The organism is Streptomyces sp. NPDC014864, from assembly GCF_043081525.1.
Classification (GTDB): Bacteria; Actinomycetota; Actinomycetes; order Streptomycetales; family Streptomycetaceae; genus Streptomyces.
In genome coordinates, this window is the sequence record NZ_JBIBWT010000001.1 from 776,433 (window position 1) to 792,824 (window position 16,392).

The window sequence follows — 16,392 nt, forward strand, 5'->3', positions numbered from 1 at the left end:
CTTGAGGTTCCGGTTCGAACCCTACGTCAACTCGACCCCGTGGGGAGCCCCGGAAGGGTGACCTGGATCCGGCAGCCACGCTCGGATTCGGCCACACCGATCCGGCCGCCGTGCAGATCCACCGCCCAGCGGGCGATCGCCAGTCCGAGACCGGTGCCGCCGTCGCTGCCGGGGCCGTGCGGACGCCTCACCGCGCCCCGGTTGAAGCGCTCGAAGACGCGGTGCCACTCGGAGCGCGGAATACCGGGCCCCTCGTCGAGCACCTCCAGCTCCAGGGACTCCGGCTGCGGCCCGCGCCGCGCCCTCACCGTCACCCGGCCGTGCGGCGGGCTGTGCTTGACCGCGTTGTCGATCAGGTTGGCGACCACCTGGTGGATGCGCTCGGGGTCCGCGTGCGCGCTCAGCTCCGGCGGGGTGACGTCGAGGTGCAGATGGACGTCGGTACGCGTGTGGCTGCCGGAGCCGGAGGCGATGCCCGCGCGCGCGGAGGCCACCATGTTGGCCTCCTTCAGCACGCCCGACAGATACGGCCACACCTCGAACCGCCGCTTCTTCAGCGGTACGACCCCGTTGTCCAGCCGGGAGAGGTCCAGCAGCGTCTCCACCAGCCGGCCCAGCCGCTCGGTCTGCTTCAGGGCCGTGCGCATGGTCTCGGGGTCGGCCTCGGTGAACCCGTCCACGATGTTCTCCAGCACCGCGCGCAGGCCCGCGATGGGCGTGCGCAGCTCGTGGGAGACGTTGGCCACCAGTTCCTTGCGGGCGCTGTCCTGGGCCGCCAGCTCGTCGGCCATGAGGTTGATCGTCTGGGCGAGGTCGCCCAGCTCGTCCCGGCGGTTCTCGCGCACCCGGCGGGTGTAGTCGCCGTGCGAGATGGAGCGGGCCACCGTGTTCATCTCGTCCAGCGGCGCGGTGAGCGAGTGCGCCACGAACTGCGTGATGAGCAGGGTGGCGATCATCGAGAAGACCATGATGAAGCGCAGCTCGGTCTTGGTGTGCACCGCGATCATCGACAGACCGGTGGTGATCAGCACCGCGATGACGACCAGCGCGCCGAGCTTGGTCTTGATCGAGAACGGGCGTACGCCGCCCCAGGGTTCCTCCCCGGGGCCTCTCCGTGTCGCCGGCCCCCCGCTCATGGCGTCGGCGTCTCCAGGGCGTAGCCCACCCCGTGCACCGTGCGGATCCGCTCGGCGCCGATCTTCCGGCGCAGCGCCTTGATGTGGCTGTCGACCGTCCGGGTGCCGGAGGCGTCCGCCCAGTCCCACACCTCCGCGAGCAGCTGCTCGCGCGAGAGCACCGCGCGCGGGGTGTTCGCCAGGCACACGAGCAGGTCGAACTCGGTGGGCGTGAGGTGGACGTCCTCGCTGCGCACCCGCACCCGGCGCTGCGCGTGGTCGATCTCCAGCTCGCCCAGGCGCAGGATGCCCGAGCGCGGGGTGGTCGCGGCGATCGCCGCCCGCTCCACCCGGCGCAGCAGCACGTGCACCCGCGCGGCCAGCTCCCGCATAGAGAACGGCTTGGTCATGTAGTCGTCCGCGCCGACCCCGAGCCCGACCAGCATGTCGGTCTCGTCGTCCCGCGCGGTGAGCATCATCACCGGCACCGGGCGCTGGGCCTGCACCCGGCGGCAGACCTCCAGGCCGTCGAAGCCGGGCAGCATGATGTCGAGGATCAGCAGGTCGGGCTGCCAGGCCTCGGCGGTGTCGACGGCGGACGGGCCGTCGCCCGCGGTTTGCACGAGGAATCCCTCGGCGCGCAGACGGGTGGCGATGGCGTCCACGATGGTCGGGTCGTCCTCGACGACCAGAACGCGACGCTGTGCGCCGGGGGTCGCCGTCGTGCCGTTGTGCGCGGTGTGTGTCTGCTCCATCGCCCGCCCCTGGGGTGTGCTTTCCGGAATCCGTGGGGTGATCCCATGACTGCGATTGACGCTTGAATGATCGGCGTCAGGAAAGCAGCGTACGGGGAGTCACCTCGGCATTGCTATCCAGGTCGGACGGCGAGGTGGACGACGTCCGGAACGCCCCGGGCAACGGGGATCTCTTCGGTGCGCACCTGCTGGAATCCGACATTCCGCAAGCTTCCTTCAAAATCCGGAGAGGGCTGGGCGGACCACACCGCGAGCACTCCGCCGGGCCTCAACACCCTTGCGCAGCTTCCCAGTCCGGCGGGTGCGTAGAGCCCCTCGTTGCCCTCGGTGACCGTCCAGCCGGGGCCGTTGTCGATGTCGAGGCACAGGGCGTCGAATGTGGCGGATGTCTCATTGACGTAGTGAACCAGATCACTTTCGACGACCTCCGTCCGCGGATCGGCGAGGGCCTCGGCGGTCAGGGCGGCGAGCGGGCCGCCGCGGTGCCAGTCGACGACGGCGCGCTCGCGTTCGACGACGGTGATCCGCCCCCACCGGGGGTCGGCGGCCGCGTGCGCCAGGGAGAAGCCGACGCCCAGGCCGCCGATCAGTACGTCCGGTGCCGGGCGTCCGTCCAGGGCGGCGAGCGCGGCGTCGACGAGCAGGCGTTCGGAGCGGCCGTCGGAGGTGTCCATCAGGAAGCAGCCGTTGGCGATGATCTGCAGCAGCGCGCCGTGCCGGCGCAGCACGACCTCGCCGTGGGGGCCCTCGCGGCGGTCCAGCACCACGGGCGAGTCGTACGAGGCGGTCATGAGGCCATCCTGCCCCAACGGGGCTTTGCCGCCACCTGAATTACCGGTGCCCGGGGGGTGGTGTCGAAGCAGAGGGGCCGGACGCCGGAGCAAGGTCAGAAGTTGCTGTGAATCGGCGTTCAGGTGGCGTCGGTCATAGACAGTGGCCGGTGGGGCGCCAAGGGTGGGGCGTGACGGAAGGAGCGCCTCGGCGTGGAACGGACTGCGACGACTGACGGTGCGGCCTCTTCGGCGTCTTCGGGCGTTCCTCCCGCGGCCGGGGCGAACGGGGCCCCTCCGCTCGCGCCGGGAAAGAGCGCGGACCGGGACGCGGGCGCCGGTGCGCGCGCGGGCGCGGCCGTCGACGCGGACCCGGGGCTCGCGCAGGTCGCGCATCTGCTCGACGGAATGCCGCGACAGCGGGGCCGGGTGCCGGACGCCGGCACGGACGGGGCCGTCGGCACGGCCGCCCCGCCGGAGACCGAGGGGACCCGGGGGACCGCACACATCACGCCGGCGGCGCGCCTCGACGGGCGGCGCGGGCCCGGCGGATTCGCCGGCACCCGTCGCGCGCTGCGCCCCTGGCGTCTGCTGCCGGACCCCACCGGCACCCCCTTCACCTTCGGCTACGCGGCCGTGCTGGCCGTCACCTCGCTCGTCGCCCGCTGTGTGGACCCCGCCCTGATGAACGTCCTGTACCAGGGCTCCAGCACGGATGTCGCCCACCTCGTGCGGACGCCCCTGCTGGTGCTCACGAGCAGCGCGCTCTGGGTAGCGGGTGGGATCGCCTCGCCGTACGCGCTGTGCTTCCTGCTGGTGCTCACCGCGCTGGAACGCCGGGTGGGGGGTCTGCGCACGGCGGGCGTCTTCCTGTTCGGACATGTGCTGGCGACCCTCGCGACCGAGGTCCCCGTCGGGCTCGCGGTGCTCGGGGGCCTGCTGCCCGACAGTTCGCTGCACCGCCTGGACTACGGCATCAGCTTCGGCGTCGCCGCCGGTGTCGGCGCACTGTCGGGCCTGCTCGCTCCCTGGCTGCGGTGGCCGCTGCTCCTCGGGTTCCTCGGAATGCAGGTCCCGGACCTGATCGCGTACACCGACCCGATGACGAGCTCGGGGCATCTGATCTCCGTGGGCCTCGGCGCGGCGAGCTGGCCGGTCGTTCGCCGCTGGGCGCGGGCGCGCGTCCAGAGCCCGGCCGCCGCCACGGCCTGAGCCGACGTAGGGCGTCAGGGCACCAGGGCACCAGGGCACCAGGGCGCCACGGCCGGCGTCCGCGCCGGCGCGTGAGCCCCGCGCCCCACCCCGTAGCGCCTCGACTCCCCCTCTCGTGCGCTCCTGCGTGCCGCGAAGAAGGCGCGAACGGCGCGGCTTTCCCTTGATCGCTCAGAGCGAACGGGCGTCTGGGAACAATGACGAGCTCCCCAGCATTGAGTCGGCATAGCTCAACTTGACTGCCGAAGGGGAGATCATGGCTGCTGAGTCCACGGCGTTCACACCGCTCACCCTGCCCGTGCTGCCGCTCGACGACGAGGTCGTGCTGCCTGGCATGGTGGTCCCGCTGGACCTGAGCGACGCCGAAGTGCGGGCCGCGGTGGAGGCCGCCCAGGCCGCCGCCCGGTCGGAGCCGGGCAAGCCCAGGGTCCTGCTGGTGCCGCGCATCGAGGGGACGTACGCGAGGACCGGCGTGCTGGGCACCGTCGAGCAGGTCGGCAGGCTGGCCGACGGCGACCCGGGTGCGCTGGTCCGCGGTCGCGGGCGGGTGCGGATCGGCGCCGGGACCACCGGCCCCGGCGCGGCGCTGTGGGTCGAGGGGACGGCGGTCGAGGAGACCGCGCCGGACACTTCCCCGGGTTCTCCACTCCGTTCCAACGGGGGAGACCCCTACCCCGGCCAGGTCGTGGAACTGGTCAAGGAGTACAAGGCCCTCGCCACCAGCTGGCTGAAGAAGCGCGGCGCCTGGCAGGTCGTCGACCGGGTCCAGGCCATCGACGACGTCTCCGCCCTCGCCGACAACTCCGGCTACTCGCCCTTCCTCACCACCGACCAGAAGCTCGAGCTCCTGGAGACCGCCGACCCGGTGGCCCGGCTGAGGCTCGCCACGCGGCAGCTGCGGGACCACCTCGCCGAGCAGGACGTCGCCGAGACCATCGCCAAGGACGTCCAGGAGGGCGTCGACAGGCAGCAGCGCGAGTTCCTGCTCCGCCGTCAGCTGGAGGCCGTCCGCAAGGAGCTGCGCGAGCTGAACGGCGAGCCGGACGGTGAGGAGTCCGACGACTACCGCGCCCGGGTGGAGGCCGCCGACCTGCCCGAGAAGGTCCGCGAGGCGGCCCTGAAGGAGGTCGACAAGCTGGAGCGGGCGTCCGACCAGTCGCCCGAGGGCTCCTGGATCCGTACCTGGCTCGACACGATCCTCGAACTGCCGTGGAACGAGCGGACCGAGGACGCCTACGACATCCGGGGCGCCAAGGCGGTGCTGGACGCGGAGCACGCGGGTCTGGACGACGTCAAGGAGCGGATCACCGAGTACCTCGCGGTGCGCAAGAGGCGCGTCGACCGCGGTCTCGGCGTGGTCGGCGGGCGGCGCGGTGGCGCCGTGCTCGCGCTCGTCGGGCCGCCCGGCGTCGGCAAGACCTCGCTCGGCGAGTCGGTCGCGCACGCCATGGGGCGCCGGTTCGTCCGTGTCGCCCTCGGCGGCGTCCGCGACGAGGCCGAGATCCGCGGCCACCGGCGTACGTACGTCGGCGCGCTGCCCGGCCGGATCGTCCGCGCGATCAAGGAGGCCGGGTCGATGAACCCGGTCGTGCTGCTCGACGAGATCGACAAGGTCGGCTCGGACTTCCGCGGCGACCCGGCAGCGGCCCTGCTGGAGGTCCTGGACCCGGCGCAGAACCACACCTTCCGCGACCACTACCTGGAGGTCGAACTCGACCTGTCCGACGTCGTGTTCCTCGCGACCGCCAACGTGCTGGAGGCCATCCCGGAGGCGCTGGCCGACCGGATGGAGATCGTCCGGCTGGACGGCTACACCGAGGACGAGAAGGTCGTCATCGCGCGCGACCACCTGCTTCCGCGCCAGCTGGAGCGGGCGGGCCTGCACGAGGGCGAGGTGACGATCGAGGAGGGTGCGCTGCGCAGGCTGGCCGGCGAGTACACCCGCGAGGCGGGCGTGCGGGCCCTGGAGCGGTCGGTCGCGCGGCTGCTGCGCAAGGTGGCGGCCCGGCACGAACTGGGCGAGCGGGAGCTGCCGTTCACCGTCACCGACGCCGATCTGCGCTCCCTGATCGGCCGGCCGCACCATGTGCCGGAGTCCGCCCAGGACCCGGCCGAGCGCCGTACCGCCGTCCCCGGGGTGGCGACCGGCCTCGCGGTCACCGGTGCCGGCGGTGACGTCCTGTTCGTGGAGGCGTCCCTGGCCGACCCGGAGACCGGGGCTGCGGGCCTGACGCTGACCGGTCAGCTGGGCGACGTGATGAAGGAGTCGGCGCAGATCGCCCTGAGCTTCCTGCGCAGCCACGGCGCCGAACTGGAACTGCCGGTGGGCGACCTGCGGGACCGGGGCGTGCACATCCACTTCCCGGCGGGCGCGGTCCCCAAGGACGGCCCGAGCGCGGGCATCACGATGACCACCGCGCTGGCGTCGCTGCTCTCCGGGCGCCTGGTCCGCACGGACGTGGCGATGACCGGCGAGATCTCGCTGACCGGCCGGGTCCTGCCGATCGGCGGTGTGAAGCAGAAGCTGCTGGCCGCCCACCGCGCCGGGGTGCGGACCGTCGTCATCCCCAAGCGCAACGAGGCCGACCTGGACGACGTCCCGGCCGAGGTGCTGGACCGGCTCGACGTCCACGCCGTGACCGACGTCCGGCAGGTCCTGGAGCTGGCGCTCGCGCCCGCGTCGAGCGGGGCGGCGCCGGAGGTTCCGGTGGCCGCGTGACGGAGGCCGCCGGATGAGGCAAGGCCCGGGTCCCGTGAGGGAGTCCCGGGCCTTCGCCGTGCGCCGGGAGGCGGGTCAGCCGTTGGCGAGAGCCTGCACCCGGTCCAGCCCGCCGTTGAACCTGTCGTGGTCGCCGACCGTCGGGCCGGACGAGGTGTACTGCCACATGGTGTAGTAGCCCCAACCGGCCGGCAGCGTCCCCGGATCCGAGGCGTACCGCGCGATCCACAGGGGGTTGTTCGCGGCGAATCCGCCGTAGTTGCCGGTGCACTGGGTCCACCAGCTGGTGGCCGTGTAGATCACCGCGTCCCGGCCGGTGCGCGCCTTGTACGTGTTCAGGAAGTCGGCGATCCAGCCGACCATCGAGCTCGCCGTCCTGCCGTAGCAGGCGGCCCCGTACGGGTTCCACTCGATGTCGAGGGTGCCCGGCAGCGTCATGCCGTCCCGCGACCAGCCGCCGCCGTGGTCGACGAAGTAGTTGGCCTGGGTGGCGCCGCTGGTGGTGTCGGGGGTGGCGAAGTGGTAGGCGCCGCGGATCATGCCGATGCCGTAGGAGCCGTTGTACTGCTGGGTGAAGTAGGGGTTCGTGTAGTACGTCCCCTCGCTCGCCTTCGTGTAGGCCCACCGGACGCCGCTGTTCCACAGGGTCGGCCAGTCGACGTTGCCCTGGTAGCCGGCGACGTCGACGCCCTCGGTCTGCGTGACGGCGGTGGGTGCGGGGGCGCCGTCCCGGCCGTCGTGCGCCAGGACGCCCATGCCCATGTGGGCGGAGCCCCGGGCGGGGTGGCCGGCGGCCGAGGCGGGGAGTGCGAACAGCAGGGAGAACGCGGCGATCAGGGTTCCCGCGACGGTCAGCCGCCGTACGCGGGCCGTTCCGGATCTGTGCACGGGCATGACGTGCCTCCGAGGCTCGGTGGTGCGCGGTGGGGGAGAACGCGAGACATGCCGGCCGGAAGGGGAGAACGAACCGCCGTGGGCCCGGCGTTCGTTGGTGGCGTGGGCATGTCATTCCTTGCCTGCGGAGGACGCTACGCACGTAGAACCGGGGTGGGAAGGGGGTCCGGGGGCTGCCGTTGGTCTACGCCTGCGAAATACTTGCGGAGCTGCGACGACGGCGGCGGCGGGCGGAAACTTTCACCCCCGGGAAGACACCGGGAACCGGGAGAACGAGGCGGGGCTGACGTGCACGAAGAGGCGAACGGCGACGGAGACCGGGGTGGCGCGCCCGACGCGGCGCCCGGCGGTGTGGAGCGCGAGTTCCTCTCCCTGGAGCGGGAACTGACGGTGCTGCTGCGGCGCGCCCGCGCCAACCAGGGTGAGATGGCCCGCGAGGTCCACCCCGACCTGGAGTCCTCCGCCTACGGCCTGCTCGTCCGGCTCGACGAGTGCGGCGGCCAGCGCGCCACCGACCTCGCGGCCTACATCGGCGTCGGCAAGGCCACCATGTCCCGCCAGTTGCGCGCCCTGGAGGAACTCGGCCTGGTCGCCCGGGAACCGGACCCGGCGGACGGGCGCGCCTGGCTCGTCGCCCTCACCGACGAGGGCCGCGGCCGCGTCGGCCGGGTCCGCGAGGCCCGCCGGGCTCGCTACGTCAGCCAGCTCGCCCACTGGAACCGCCGCGAGGTCTCCGAACTCGCCCGCCTCCTGCACGAACTGAACGACGTCATGGAGAAGTAGCCCGGGGCAGCTCCGCGAACACCACCGTCGCGTCGTCGTGCGTCTTGCTGCGGCCCAGGCGGGCGCGCTCCTCGCGGTCGGCCCTCTCCAGGGAGCGGACGCGGTCCACGAGCGCGTGGGCCCCCTCCTTGCGCACGAGGGCCACGCACTGCGTCCAGTCCCCCTCGTGGAACTTCTCCACCCAGCGGGCCGCGCCGTCCGTCAGAGCCGTCAGTGAGCGGATGCCGGAGCGCGGGAGGGTGCCCGTCACGGCGCGGGCCGCCACCGAGGGGTCCGCGGCCGCGGTGAAGAAGCCGCCCTCCTTGTTGCGCACCGTGGAGTCGACGAGCGCGTCGGTGGCCAGCGAGGCCGGGGGCAGCCGGGCCAGGCGGTCGTCCAGGAGGGGGGTGACGGTGCCGTCCGACGCTTCCACCAGGAGCGCCGAGTCCGACAGGACCAGGTATTCCACCGCCTCCGGCGACCAGCGGGCGACAACCACGGTCGCCTGCGGGGTGCGCGGGTGAGAAAGGTCACAGGTGTCCGCGTGGGCCCCGGCGACCCGCGAGACTGCCCGCGTGAGGATCTCCGGCAGAGTCAGATCTCCGCAGGAAACGGTCAGTTCGGTCAGCGCCCCGCCGAGCCGGGCGGTGAACCAGGGGACCGAATGCAGACACCCCGTCCCCGTTCCGGGCGGGGTCACCCCGTCCAGAACCACGAGGCAGCCACCCTGCCCGGAAGCGGGCAGGCCGACACTCGCGAAGTCCTCGTTGGGACGATCCGGCAGACCGGGCTCCGAAACGACTTCAGTACGCATCCGGCCAGTCTGCACGAGGCCTTCACAAGGTTTGCGAAAGGCTGGCAACCGCCCCGGAATGTACGCGCCATCGCAGGTCACACGCCTGTTTTGGGTTGGAATGGATCACTCCGGGAAGGCGTGGTGGCGAATACTGCCAAAGCCTGCCCCGCACGTCCAACCGGCCCGCCGCGCAGGGCTGTCACGCCCGTCTGGGGAACTTGCCCGCCAACTCCCCTCCGATGTTCACTCCTTCGGGTGGCCGGTCGGACGATGCGGGACCACTGCCCACCGGCACTGGGAGGGTCGGAAACCGACGGAGGTCCCCCTGCTCGCGCGAAGTCGGGAGCTCGGGGGAGGGTGTACGCACCAGTCGCACCAATTGACGGGGCGCCACCCGGGCCCATGAGTACACGAGCACAGGAATGCGAGCACCGGTGCAGAAAACGCGGCCTCGGCGCACAGGCAACCACACGACCTCCGCGGGAGGCCCGCAGCAGTCCCCCGCCACGCCCCCCGTCGGCAAGGGCCGTCCCACCCACGTGCGCAACCGGCTCATCGCGGCCGTCGCCGTCGTGGCCGCGGCCGTCGCCGGGGCGGGCGCCCCGTCGGTGATGGCCGCCTCCGGGCAGGTGAGCGACTCCCAGAATCTGGTGACGCTCGCCGGACGGACCCAGGACGCCCTCGCCCTCGCCCACGCGCTGGCCGACGAACGCGACGAGGTCACCTCCTACGTCGCCGCCGGCCGCCCCAAGGCCAAGGCGCCCTCCGAGCAGCGCAGCACCCGCGTCGACCGGCAGGTCGAGGAACTGCGCGCCGACCCCGACACCCCCGCCTGGCTGCGCTCCGACCTCGACGGCATCGCGGGCGTGCGCCGCGCGGCGCTCACCGGGCAGAGCACCGCCCTGCAGACCCACCAGGCCTACTCCGCCGCCATCACCGAGCTGCACCGGCTGCCTGCCGAGCTGGCCGAGCGGATGCCCCAGCGGGCCGGCTCCGGCGCGTACGCGCTCGCCGAGCTGGACACCGCCGTCCAGCAGGCCGCCGCCGCCCGCGGCCTCCTGCTCGCCGCGCTCAGCGTGCCGCACTCCACGCAGGCCGTCATCGACCCGGCCACCGGACTGCCCACCACCACGGGGGCCGCCTCGGAGGCCGACGCCAAGGAACGCGACGCCCTCAGCGCCGCCGCCCAGCAGGCCCGGCTGCGCTCCGACGCCGCCCTCGCCGACTTCCGCGACACCGCCCCCGAAGCGGCCAAAGCGGCGTACGACTCGACCGTCACCGGCCCCGAGGTCAACAGCGCGGCGAAGTACCTCGCCCAGCTCACCGACCAGCCCACGTTCTCCGACCGCGACCGCGCCACCAGCCTGAAGAAGGCCGACGCGGCGCTCAGCGCCCGGGTGGACCTGATGCGCGGCGCGGAGTCCTCCCTCTACGACCACCGCACCAAGGACCTGGCCCAGCTCCGCGACGACGACGTCACCGCGCTGGAGATCCGGATCGCCCTCCTCGGCGCCCTGCTGCTGGTCGCCACAGCCATCGCCACGGCACTGGCCCGCACCCTCACGCGCCCGCTAGCGGTGCTGCGCCTGGGCTCCGCCCGCCTGGCCGGCGCGGTGGACCCGGCGGCTGAGGAACCCCTCAAGTTCACCGGCCGCAACGACGAGTTCGCCCAGGTCGTCCGCTCGGTCAACGCGCTGCACGCGCACGCCGTGGCCCTCGCCGAGCGCATCGCCGGCCTGGAGTCCGACCGCAAGCACCTGGAGGCCGACCGCAGGCACCTGGTCGGCCAGCGCCAGACGATGGCCGACGCCCGCGAGGAACTGCGCGCCGAACTCGCCGACTCCGCCGCCCAGCTGGAGCGGCTGCGCGGCAGCATCGGCAGCACCTTCGTCAGCCTGGCACTGCGCACCCTCGGCCTGGTCGAGCGGCAGCTCGGCGTCATCGAGAGCCTGGAGGAGCGCGAGCACGACCCCGAGCGCCTCTCCACCCTCTTCAAGCTCGACCACTTCGCCACGGTCATGCGCCGGCACAGCGAGAACCTCCTCGTCCTCGCCGGGACCGAGCACCTCCAGCAGAGCGCCGGCCCGGTCCCGCTCGTCGACGTGGTCCGCGCCGCGGTCAGTGAGATCGAGCGGTACGAGCGGGTCCGTATCGCCGCACTGCCGCCGCACGCCCACATCGCCGGCTTCGCCGCCGACGACCTCAGCCACCTGCTGGCCGAGCTGATGGAGAACGCCACCGCGTTCTCGCCGCCCGACCAGCCCGTCGAGGTCTCCGCCTGGCTCCTGGAGAACGGGGAGATCATGCTCTCCGTCCAGGACGAGGGCATCGGCATGACCGACGAGCGGATGGCCCGCCTCAACGCCCGTCTCGCCGAGTTCGACCCCGGGGCGTCCTACGACCAGGAGGACGAGGACGGCCTCGGCCTCGGGCTGTACGTGGTGGCCCGGCTCGCCCACCGGCACGGTGTACGGGTGCAGCTGCGCGAGCAGAAGCAGGGCGGCGTCGCCGTGGTCGTCGTCGTACCGCGGAGCCTGCTGGCGGCCGCGCCCGCCGTCGGGGCCCCGTCGGCGCGGCCCGCGGCCGGGGGCGCCCAGAGCTACTCGCTGCCGGGCGCTGACGCCGAGGCCAACTCCAACGTGCTGTACGGCCGTGGGCAGGGCGAGGACCCGCTGGTGGCCCTGGCGGAGAAGGCGGTGCAGCGCTCGGAGACCGCGGAGGCGGCCGGCACGGCCGGGACCGCCGACGCGGCCGAGGCGCCGGCGGCGCCCCACGGCGCGGCCGAGGCCGTTCCCGCGGCGCCCGCCCCCGGCATCGCGCCGGAGGAGTCCCCCGCCGAGACGACCATGGAGCTGACGCTCCCGGCGCAGGCCTCCGAGCCGGACCCCCTGCCCGTGCGGCCCGGCTCCGGCCCGGCTCCGGCCCATGCCCGCCCCACCACGGCCGCCGCGCCGGCACCGCACGCGGCCGCCGGCGGGAACGCCCCGCACACCCCGGCCGCGCCCGCCCACGAGACCTCCCCCCCGGCACCGGGCGGCCCCACCCGCGCCGCCGCGGGCGACTTCGAGGTGCACGAGCGCGCCGAGGACGAGGCCGAGGACCCGGTCACCGCCAAGGGCCTGCCCAAGCGCACCCCGAAGATCACCGCACCCACCCAGGCCCCGCGGCAGCGCACCGGGTCCGTGGACGCCGAGGCACTCCGCCGTCGCCTCGGTGGCTTCCGTCAGGGAGCGCAGGCCGGATACCGCGACGTCGAGGCGGAGATCGCCGGAACCCAGCGGCCGGACCGACACGGAAACGTCGAAGAAGCCACGGGGGGCACAGTCGAGGAGGCAAGCAGTTGACCGCGCCCAGTACCTTCGGACTGAGCAGTGAAGCCCGCAACCTGCACTGGCTGTTGAGCAACCTGGTCGAGGAGGTGCCCGGGATCCTCTCGGTCGCGGTGGTCTCCTCCGACGGTCTGCTGCTGCTCTCGTCCGACCCCGGCCGCAACGCCGAGGCCCGCCAGGCCCCCGGCGAGCGGCGCGGCGGGCCACGCGGCTCCGCCGCGGACCTCGCCACGATCGTCTCCGGCATCGGCAGCCTCACCGTCGGCGCGGCCAAGCTCATGAAGTTCGGCCGGGTCAGGCACACGATGGTCGCCATGGACGAGGGCAGCCTGTTCGTCATGGCGATCAGTGACGGCTCGCTGCTCGGCGTGCACGGCTCCGCGGAGTGCGACATGAGCGTGGTGGCCTACCACATGGCGCTCTTCGTGGGCCGTGCCGGACACGTCCTGACCCCCGAACTCCGCAGCGAGCTGAGGAAATCCCTGGAGTCCGAGTCGGCGGGGAGCGCCCGATGAGCAGTACGTCCAAACATCACCTTCCGGTCCGCGGCGGGGAACGCAAACCCGCCCGCGTCCGCCCCTATTCGCTCACCGGCGGCCGTACCCGCTTCGGTCACGTGCTGCTCGTCGAGACCTTCGTGACGAGCACGGCCGAGCTGGAGGCCGCCGAGGAGCGCAAGGAACTGACGAATGGTTCCCTCACCACCCGGGTCATGCCGGAGATGCGGGCCATCGTCGAACTCTGCCGCCGCATGCGGACGGTGGCCGAGATCGCCGCGCTGCTGCAGATGCCGCTCGGCGTGGTCCGTGTGCTCCTGAGCGACCTCGCGGACCAGGGCAAGATCCGTGTATACGGAACCGGTACCGGGCACGGCGTGGGCCGGCCGGACCGCGCACTGCTGGAAAGGGTGCTGAGTGGACTCCGTCGTCTCTGACTCCGCCTCCGTCGGCGTCTCCCCGCTCCCCACCGTGCCGGGGGAGCAGGAGCAACTGCAACCGTGGCAGACGGACCGCACACGCGCCCCGATCGCCACGAAGATAGTGGTGGCCGGCGGCTTCGGCGTCGGCAAGACCACGCTGGTCACCTCCGTCTCGGAGATCACGCCCCTGCAGACCGAGGCGATGATGACCGAGGCGAGCGAGGAGACCGACGACCTCACCGCCACACCGGGCAAGCAGACCACCACCGTGGCCATGGACTTCGGCCGCATCACGCTCGACGACGACCTGGTGCTCTACCTGTTCGGCACGCCGGGCCAGCAGCGGTTCTGGTTCATGTGGGACGACCTGGTGCGCGGCGCGATCGGCGCCGTCGTGCTGGCCGACACACGCCGCCTGAAGGACTGCTTCCCGGCGCTCGACTACTTCGAGAGCTGCGGGCTGCCGTACGTCGTCGCGGTCAATCACTTCGAGGGCACCGAGGTGTTCGACGCGGAGGACGTGCGCGAGGCCCTCACGATTCCCGCACACATACCTGTCATGATCATGGACGCGCGGCGCCGCATCTCGGCCATAGAGACCCTGCTGGCCCTCGTCGCCCACGCACTCGAGGAAACCCCCGAGTAGTCCGACTCGAGGACCCCGAGCAGCACCCTCGGGGAAACCCCCCGAGCAGTCCGGAAGTCAGCTTTAGGAGACACCCCCGCATGCGGAAGATACTCGTCGTGGGGGCCGGTCAGTCCGGCCTCCAACTCGCCCTCGGCCTCCAGTCGCACGGGTACGAGGTCACCCTGATGTCCAACCGGACCGCGGACGAGATCCGCGCCGGCCGCGTCATGTCGACGCAGTGCATGTTCCACACGGCACTGCAGCACGAGCGCGACCTGCAGCTGAACTTCTGGGAGTCCCAGGCCCCGAAGATCGAGGGGCTCGGCGTCTCGGTCGCCGCCCCCGGCTCCTTCGACCCGGGTCCCTCGCAGCGCGCGATCGACTGGGTGGGACGGCTCGACGGGTACGCGCAGTCGGTCGACCAGCGGGTGAAGATGGCCGGCTGGATGGAGACCTTCGCGCAGCGCGGCGGCCAGCTCGTCATCCACGGCGCGGCCGTCGGCGACCTCGACTACTTCGCCCGCGCCTACGACCTCGTCCTCGTCTCGGCGGGCAAGGGCGAGCTGGTGTCGATGTTCGAGCGCGACGCCTCCCGCTCCCCGTACAGCGAGCCGCAGCGCGCCCTCGCGGTGTCCTACGTGCACGGGCTGGGACCGCGCCCGGAGCACCCGGAGTTCGACGCGGTCCGCTGCAACCTGGTCCCCGGAGTCGGCGAGATGTTCGTGATGCCGACGTACACCGTCTCCGGCCGCGCCGACATCCTCTTCTGGGAGGGCATCCCCGGCGGCCCGCTCGACGTCTTCAACGGCGTCAAGGACCCGGCCGAGCACCTCTCCCTGACCCTGCGGCTCATGGAGAAGTTCCTGCCCTGGGAGTACGCGCGGGCCACCAAGGTCGAGCTGACCGACGCGGGCGGCACGCTCGCCGGCCGCTACGCCCCGACCGTGCGCAAGCCGATCGGCCGGCTGCCCGGCGGCGGCCTGGTCCTCGGCGTCGCGGACGTCGTCGTCGCCAACGACCCGATCACCGGCCAGGGCTCCAACTCGGCGTCCAAGTGCGCGGCCGCCTACCTCGCCTCCATCCTCGAACAGGGCGACAAGCCCTTCGACGAGGAGTGGATGCAGCGCACCTTCGACCGCTACTGGGCCACCGCCCAGCACGTCACCAAGTGGACGAACGCGATGCTCGCCCCGCCGCCCGAGCACATCCTCAACCTCATCGGCGCCGCCGGCCAGCTCCAGCCGGTCGCCGACCGCTTCGCCAACGCCTTCAACGACCCGGCCGACTTCGAGAACTTCTTCTACGACCCGGCCATGACCCAGGCCTACCTGGCGGAGGTCTCCGGCGCGAGCGCCGCGTAGTACCCCTGGTCCGACCCCTTCAGGGCATCCGCGGGGAGCTCCGGCGGCGCGTACCGCCGCAGGGGCTCCCCGTCCGGGTCGGGCCGCACCGCCCCGAGCACCGGATTGGCCGCGACGGGCGACACCTTCACCCTGGTGCCGGGCCGCGGCGCCTGCACCACCCTGCCGTCGCCGAGGTAGAGCGCCACGTGCGTGGCCTCGGGGAAGTAGATCACCAGGTCGCCGGGCCGCAGCTCCGTCAGCGGGATGCGCTTCAGGCGGGCCCACTGCTCCTGGCTGGTGCGCGGGATCGCGGTGCCCGCGGCGCCCCAGGCCCGTGAGGTCAGCCCCGAGCAGTCGTACGCCGAGGGTCCCGCCGCGCCCCACTGGTACGGCTTGCCGAGCTGGCGCACCGCGTAGCGCACGGCCTGCTCGCCCTCCTGGCTCGGCGGGGTGTCGGCGCCGAGCGCGCCGGACGCCAGCAGCCTCTGCTGCGCCGCGGTGACCCCGTTCGCCTCGGACTCGGCCAGCGCCTTGAGCTGTTCGGCGGTGAGCGAGGCCAGCAGCTTCTCGACGTCGTGCAGCCGGTTGCGCACCTCGTCCCGGGCCTTCTGCTGCCGCGTCGCCAGGGCGGTCCGCGCGGCGAGCGCCTTGCGCGCCTGGGCGGCCAGGTCGTCCGCCCGTTTCTCGTCGGCGGTCAGCCGGCCCACCGTCCCGGCCCGCTCCCGCGCCAGCTGCCCGATCACATGCCCCTCCTCCAGCGCGTGCTGCGGATCGCGCGCCAGCAGCAGCCGTAGGTAGGGGGAGAGACCAGTGGTGCCCTGGTACTGCTGCCGGGCGAGCCGTCCGGCCGCCCCGCGGCTGTCGTGCAGGGAGCGCCGGGCGCGCGTCAGCGCGGCGTCCAGCCGGTCGGCCCTGGCGCGCTCTTTCGCCAGCTGCCCGGCGGTGGTGCGGTAGGTCCGGGCGGCCTTCTCGGCCTGCCCGTAGAGCCGCTGAAAGTCCGTCAGCATCGCCGCCGCAGAACGCTGTCCGGCATTCGGCGGCTGCGGCGCGGCCGTGGCCGACACCGGGACGAGGGCGGCCTGGGCCGCCACCGCCGCGACGCACACCAGACGCGGCACGCTTCTTGACACGTCATCACCTCCGCTGCGCA

14 protein-coding genes are annotated in these 16,392 nt (G+C 72.8%); 8 read left to right on the top strand and 6 right to left on the bottom strand.

What is annotated here, in order from left to right:
* Positions 1-26: 26 nt before the first annotated feature.
* The 3 genes from ACF1A5_RS03680 to ACF1A5_RS03690 all read right to left on the bottom strand — a co-directional run bounded on the left by ACF1A5_RS03680 (position 27) and on the right by ACF1A5_RS03690 (position 2,661).
* Positions 27-1,136 (bottom strand): ATP-binding protein, encoded by a 1,110-nt coding sequence (locus ACF1A5_RS03680; RefSeq protein ID WP_392191140.1) that lies wholly within the window; start codon positions 1,134-1,136, stop codon positions 27-29.
* Complete coding sequence (locus tag ACF1A5_RS03685; protein WP_392191141.1) at positions 1,133-1,870, bottom strand: response regulator transcription factor; 738 nt, start codon at positions 1,868-1,870, stop codon at positions 1,133-1,135. Before ACF1A5_RS03685 ends, ACF1A5_RS03680 begins: the two co-directional genes overlap by 4 nt.
* 113 nt (positions 1,871-1,983) lie before the next feature.
* Entirely contained in the window at positions 1,984-2,661 is a 678-nt protein-coding gene (locus tag ACF1A5_RS03690; protein WP_392191142.1) for a spermidine synthase, read from the bottom strand.
* Between the two features lie 192 nt (positions 2,662-2,853).
* Here ACF1A5_RS03690 and ACF1A5_RS03695 point away from each other — a divergent pair, with 192 nt between their 5' ends.
* The gene (locus ACF1A5_RS03695; RefSeq protein ID WP_392191143.1) at positions 2,854-3,852 is read left to right on the top strand and encodes a rhomboid-like protein; all 999 of its coding nucleotides are present in this window, start codon (positions 2,854-2,856) and stop codon (positions 3,850-3,852) included.
* A gap of 256 nt (positions 3,853-4,108) precedes the next feature.
* Entirely contained in the window at positions 4,109-6,571 is a 2,463-nt protein-coding gene (lon, locus tag ACF1A5_RS03700; RefSeq protein WP_392191144.1) for an endopeptidase La, read from the top strand.
* Between the two features lie 75 nt (positions 6,572-6,646).
* Here lon and ACF1A5_RS03705 read toward each other — a convergent pair whose 3' ends face one another.
* Entirely contained in the window at positions 6,647-7,465 is an 819-nt protein-coding gene (locus tag ACF1A5_RS03705) for a lysozyme (RefSeq protein ID WP_392191145.1), read from the bottom strand.
* Between the two features lie 288 nt (positions 7,466-7,753).
* On the opposite strand from ACF1A5_RS03705, the gene ACF1A5_RS03710 reads away from it, so the two are divergent.
* Positions 7,754-8,248, top strand: coding sequence for a MarR family winged helix-turn-helix transcriptional regulator (locus tag ACF1A5_RS03710; RefSeq protein WP_392191146.1), 495 nt, complete (start codon positions 7,754-7,756; stop codon positions 8,246-8,248).
* Here ACF1A5_RS03710 and ACF1A5_RS03715 read toward each other — a convergent pair.
* Positions 8,235-9,041 carry a hypothetical protein gene (locus ACF1A5_RS03715; RefSeq protein ID WP_392191147.1) on the bottom strand — a complete coding sequence of 269 codons (807 nt, stop codon included), beginning with the start codon at positions 9,039-9,041 and terminating at the stop codon, positions 8,235-8,237. The genes ACF1A5_RS03710 and ACF1A5_RS03715 overlap by 14 nt on opposite strands.
* Positions 9,042-9,445: 404 nt before the next feature.
* On the opposite strand from ACF1A5_RS03715, the gene ACF1A5_RS03720 reads away from it, so the two are divergent.
* From ACF1A5_RS03720 to ACF1A5_RS03740, 5 genes are all read left to right on the top strand, one after another.
* On the top strand, positions 9,446-12,367 hold the full coding sequence (locus ACF1A5_RS03720) for a nitrate- and nitrite sensing domain-containing protein (protein ID WP_392191148.1): 2,922 nt from the start codon (positions 9,446-9,448) through the stop codon (positions 12,365-12,367).
* Positions 12,364-12,867, top strand: a complete 504-nt coding sequence (locus tag ACF1A5_RS03725) for a roadblock/LC7 domain-containing protein (protein WP_392191149.1) — start codon at positions 12,364-12,366, stop codon at positions 12,865-12,867. The genes ACF1A5_RS03720 and ACF1A5_RS03725 overlap by 4 nt, the downstream gene beginning before the upstream one ends.
* Positions 12,864-13,286, top strand: a complete 423-nt coding sequence (locus ACF1A5_RS03730; RefSeq protein WP_356191906.1) for a DUF742 domain-containing protein — start codon at positions 12,864-12,866, stop codon at positions 13,284-13,286. Before ACF1A5_RS03725 ends, ACF1A5_RS03730 begins: the two co-directional genes overlap by 4 nt.
* On the top strand, positions 13,267-13,917 hold the full coding sequence (locus ACF1A5_RS03735; protein ID WP_392191150.1) for an ATP/GTP-binding protein: 651 nt from the start codon (positions 13,267-13,269) through the stop codon (positions 13,915-13,917). Before ACF1A5_RS03730 ends, ACF1A5_RS03735 begins: the two co-directional genes overlap by 20 nt.
* 80 nt (positions 13,918-13,997) lie before the next feature.
* Positions 13,998-15,260, top strand: coding sequence for a styrene monooxygenase/indole monooxygenase family protein (locus ACF1A5_RS03740; protein ID WP_392191151.1), 1,263 nt, complete (start codon positions 13,998-14,000; stop codon positions 15,258-15,260).
* Here the strand turns inward: ACF1A5_RS03740 and ACF1A5_RS03745 are convergent.
* A complete protein-coding gene (locus ACF1A5_RS03745; protein WP_392191152.1) occupies positions 15,224-16,372 on the bottom strand; it encodes a C40 family peptidase in 1,149 nt (382 codons plus the stop codon). The two genes, ACF1A5_RS03740 and ACF1A5_RS03745, sit on opposite strands and share 37 nt — an antisense overlap.
* Between the last annotated feature and the right edge of the window lie 20 nt (positions 16,373-16,392).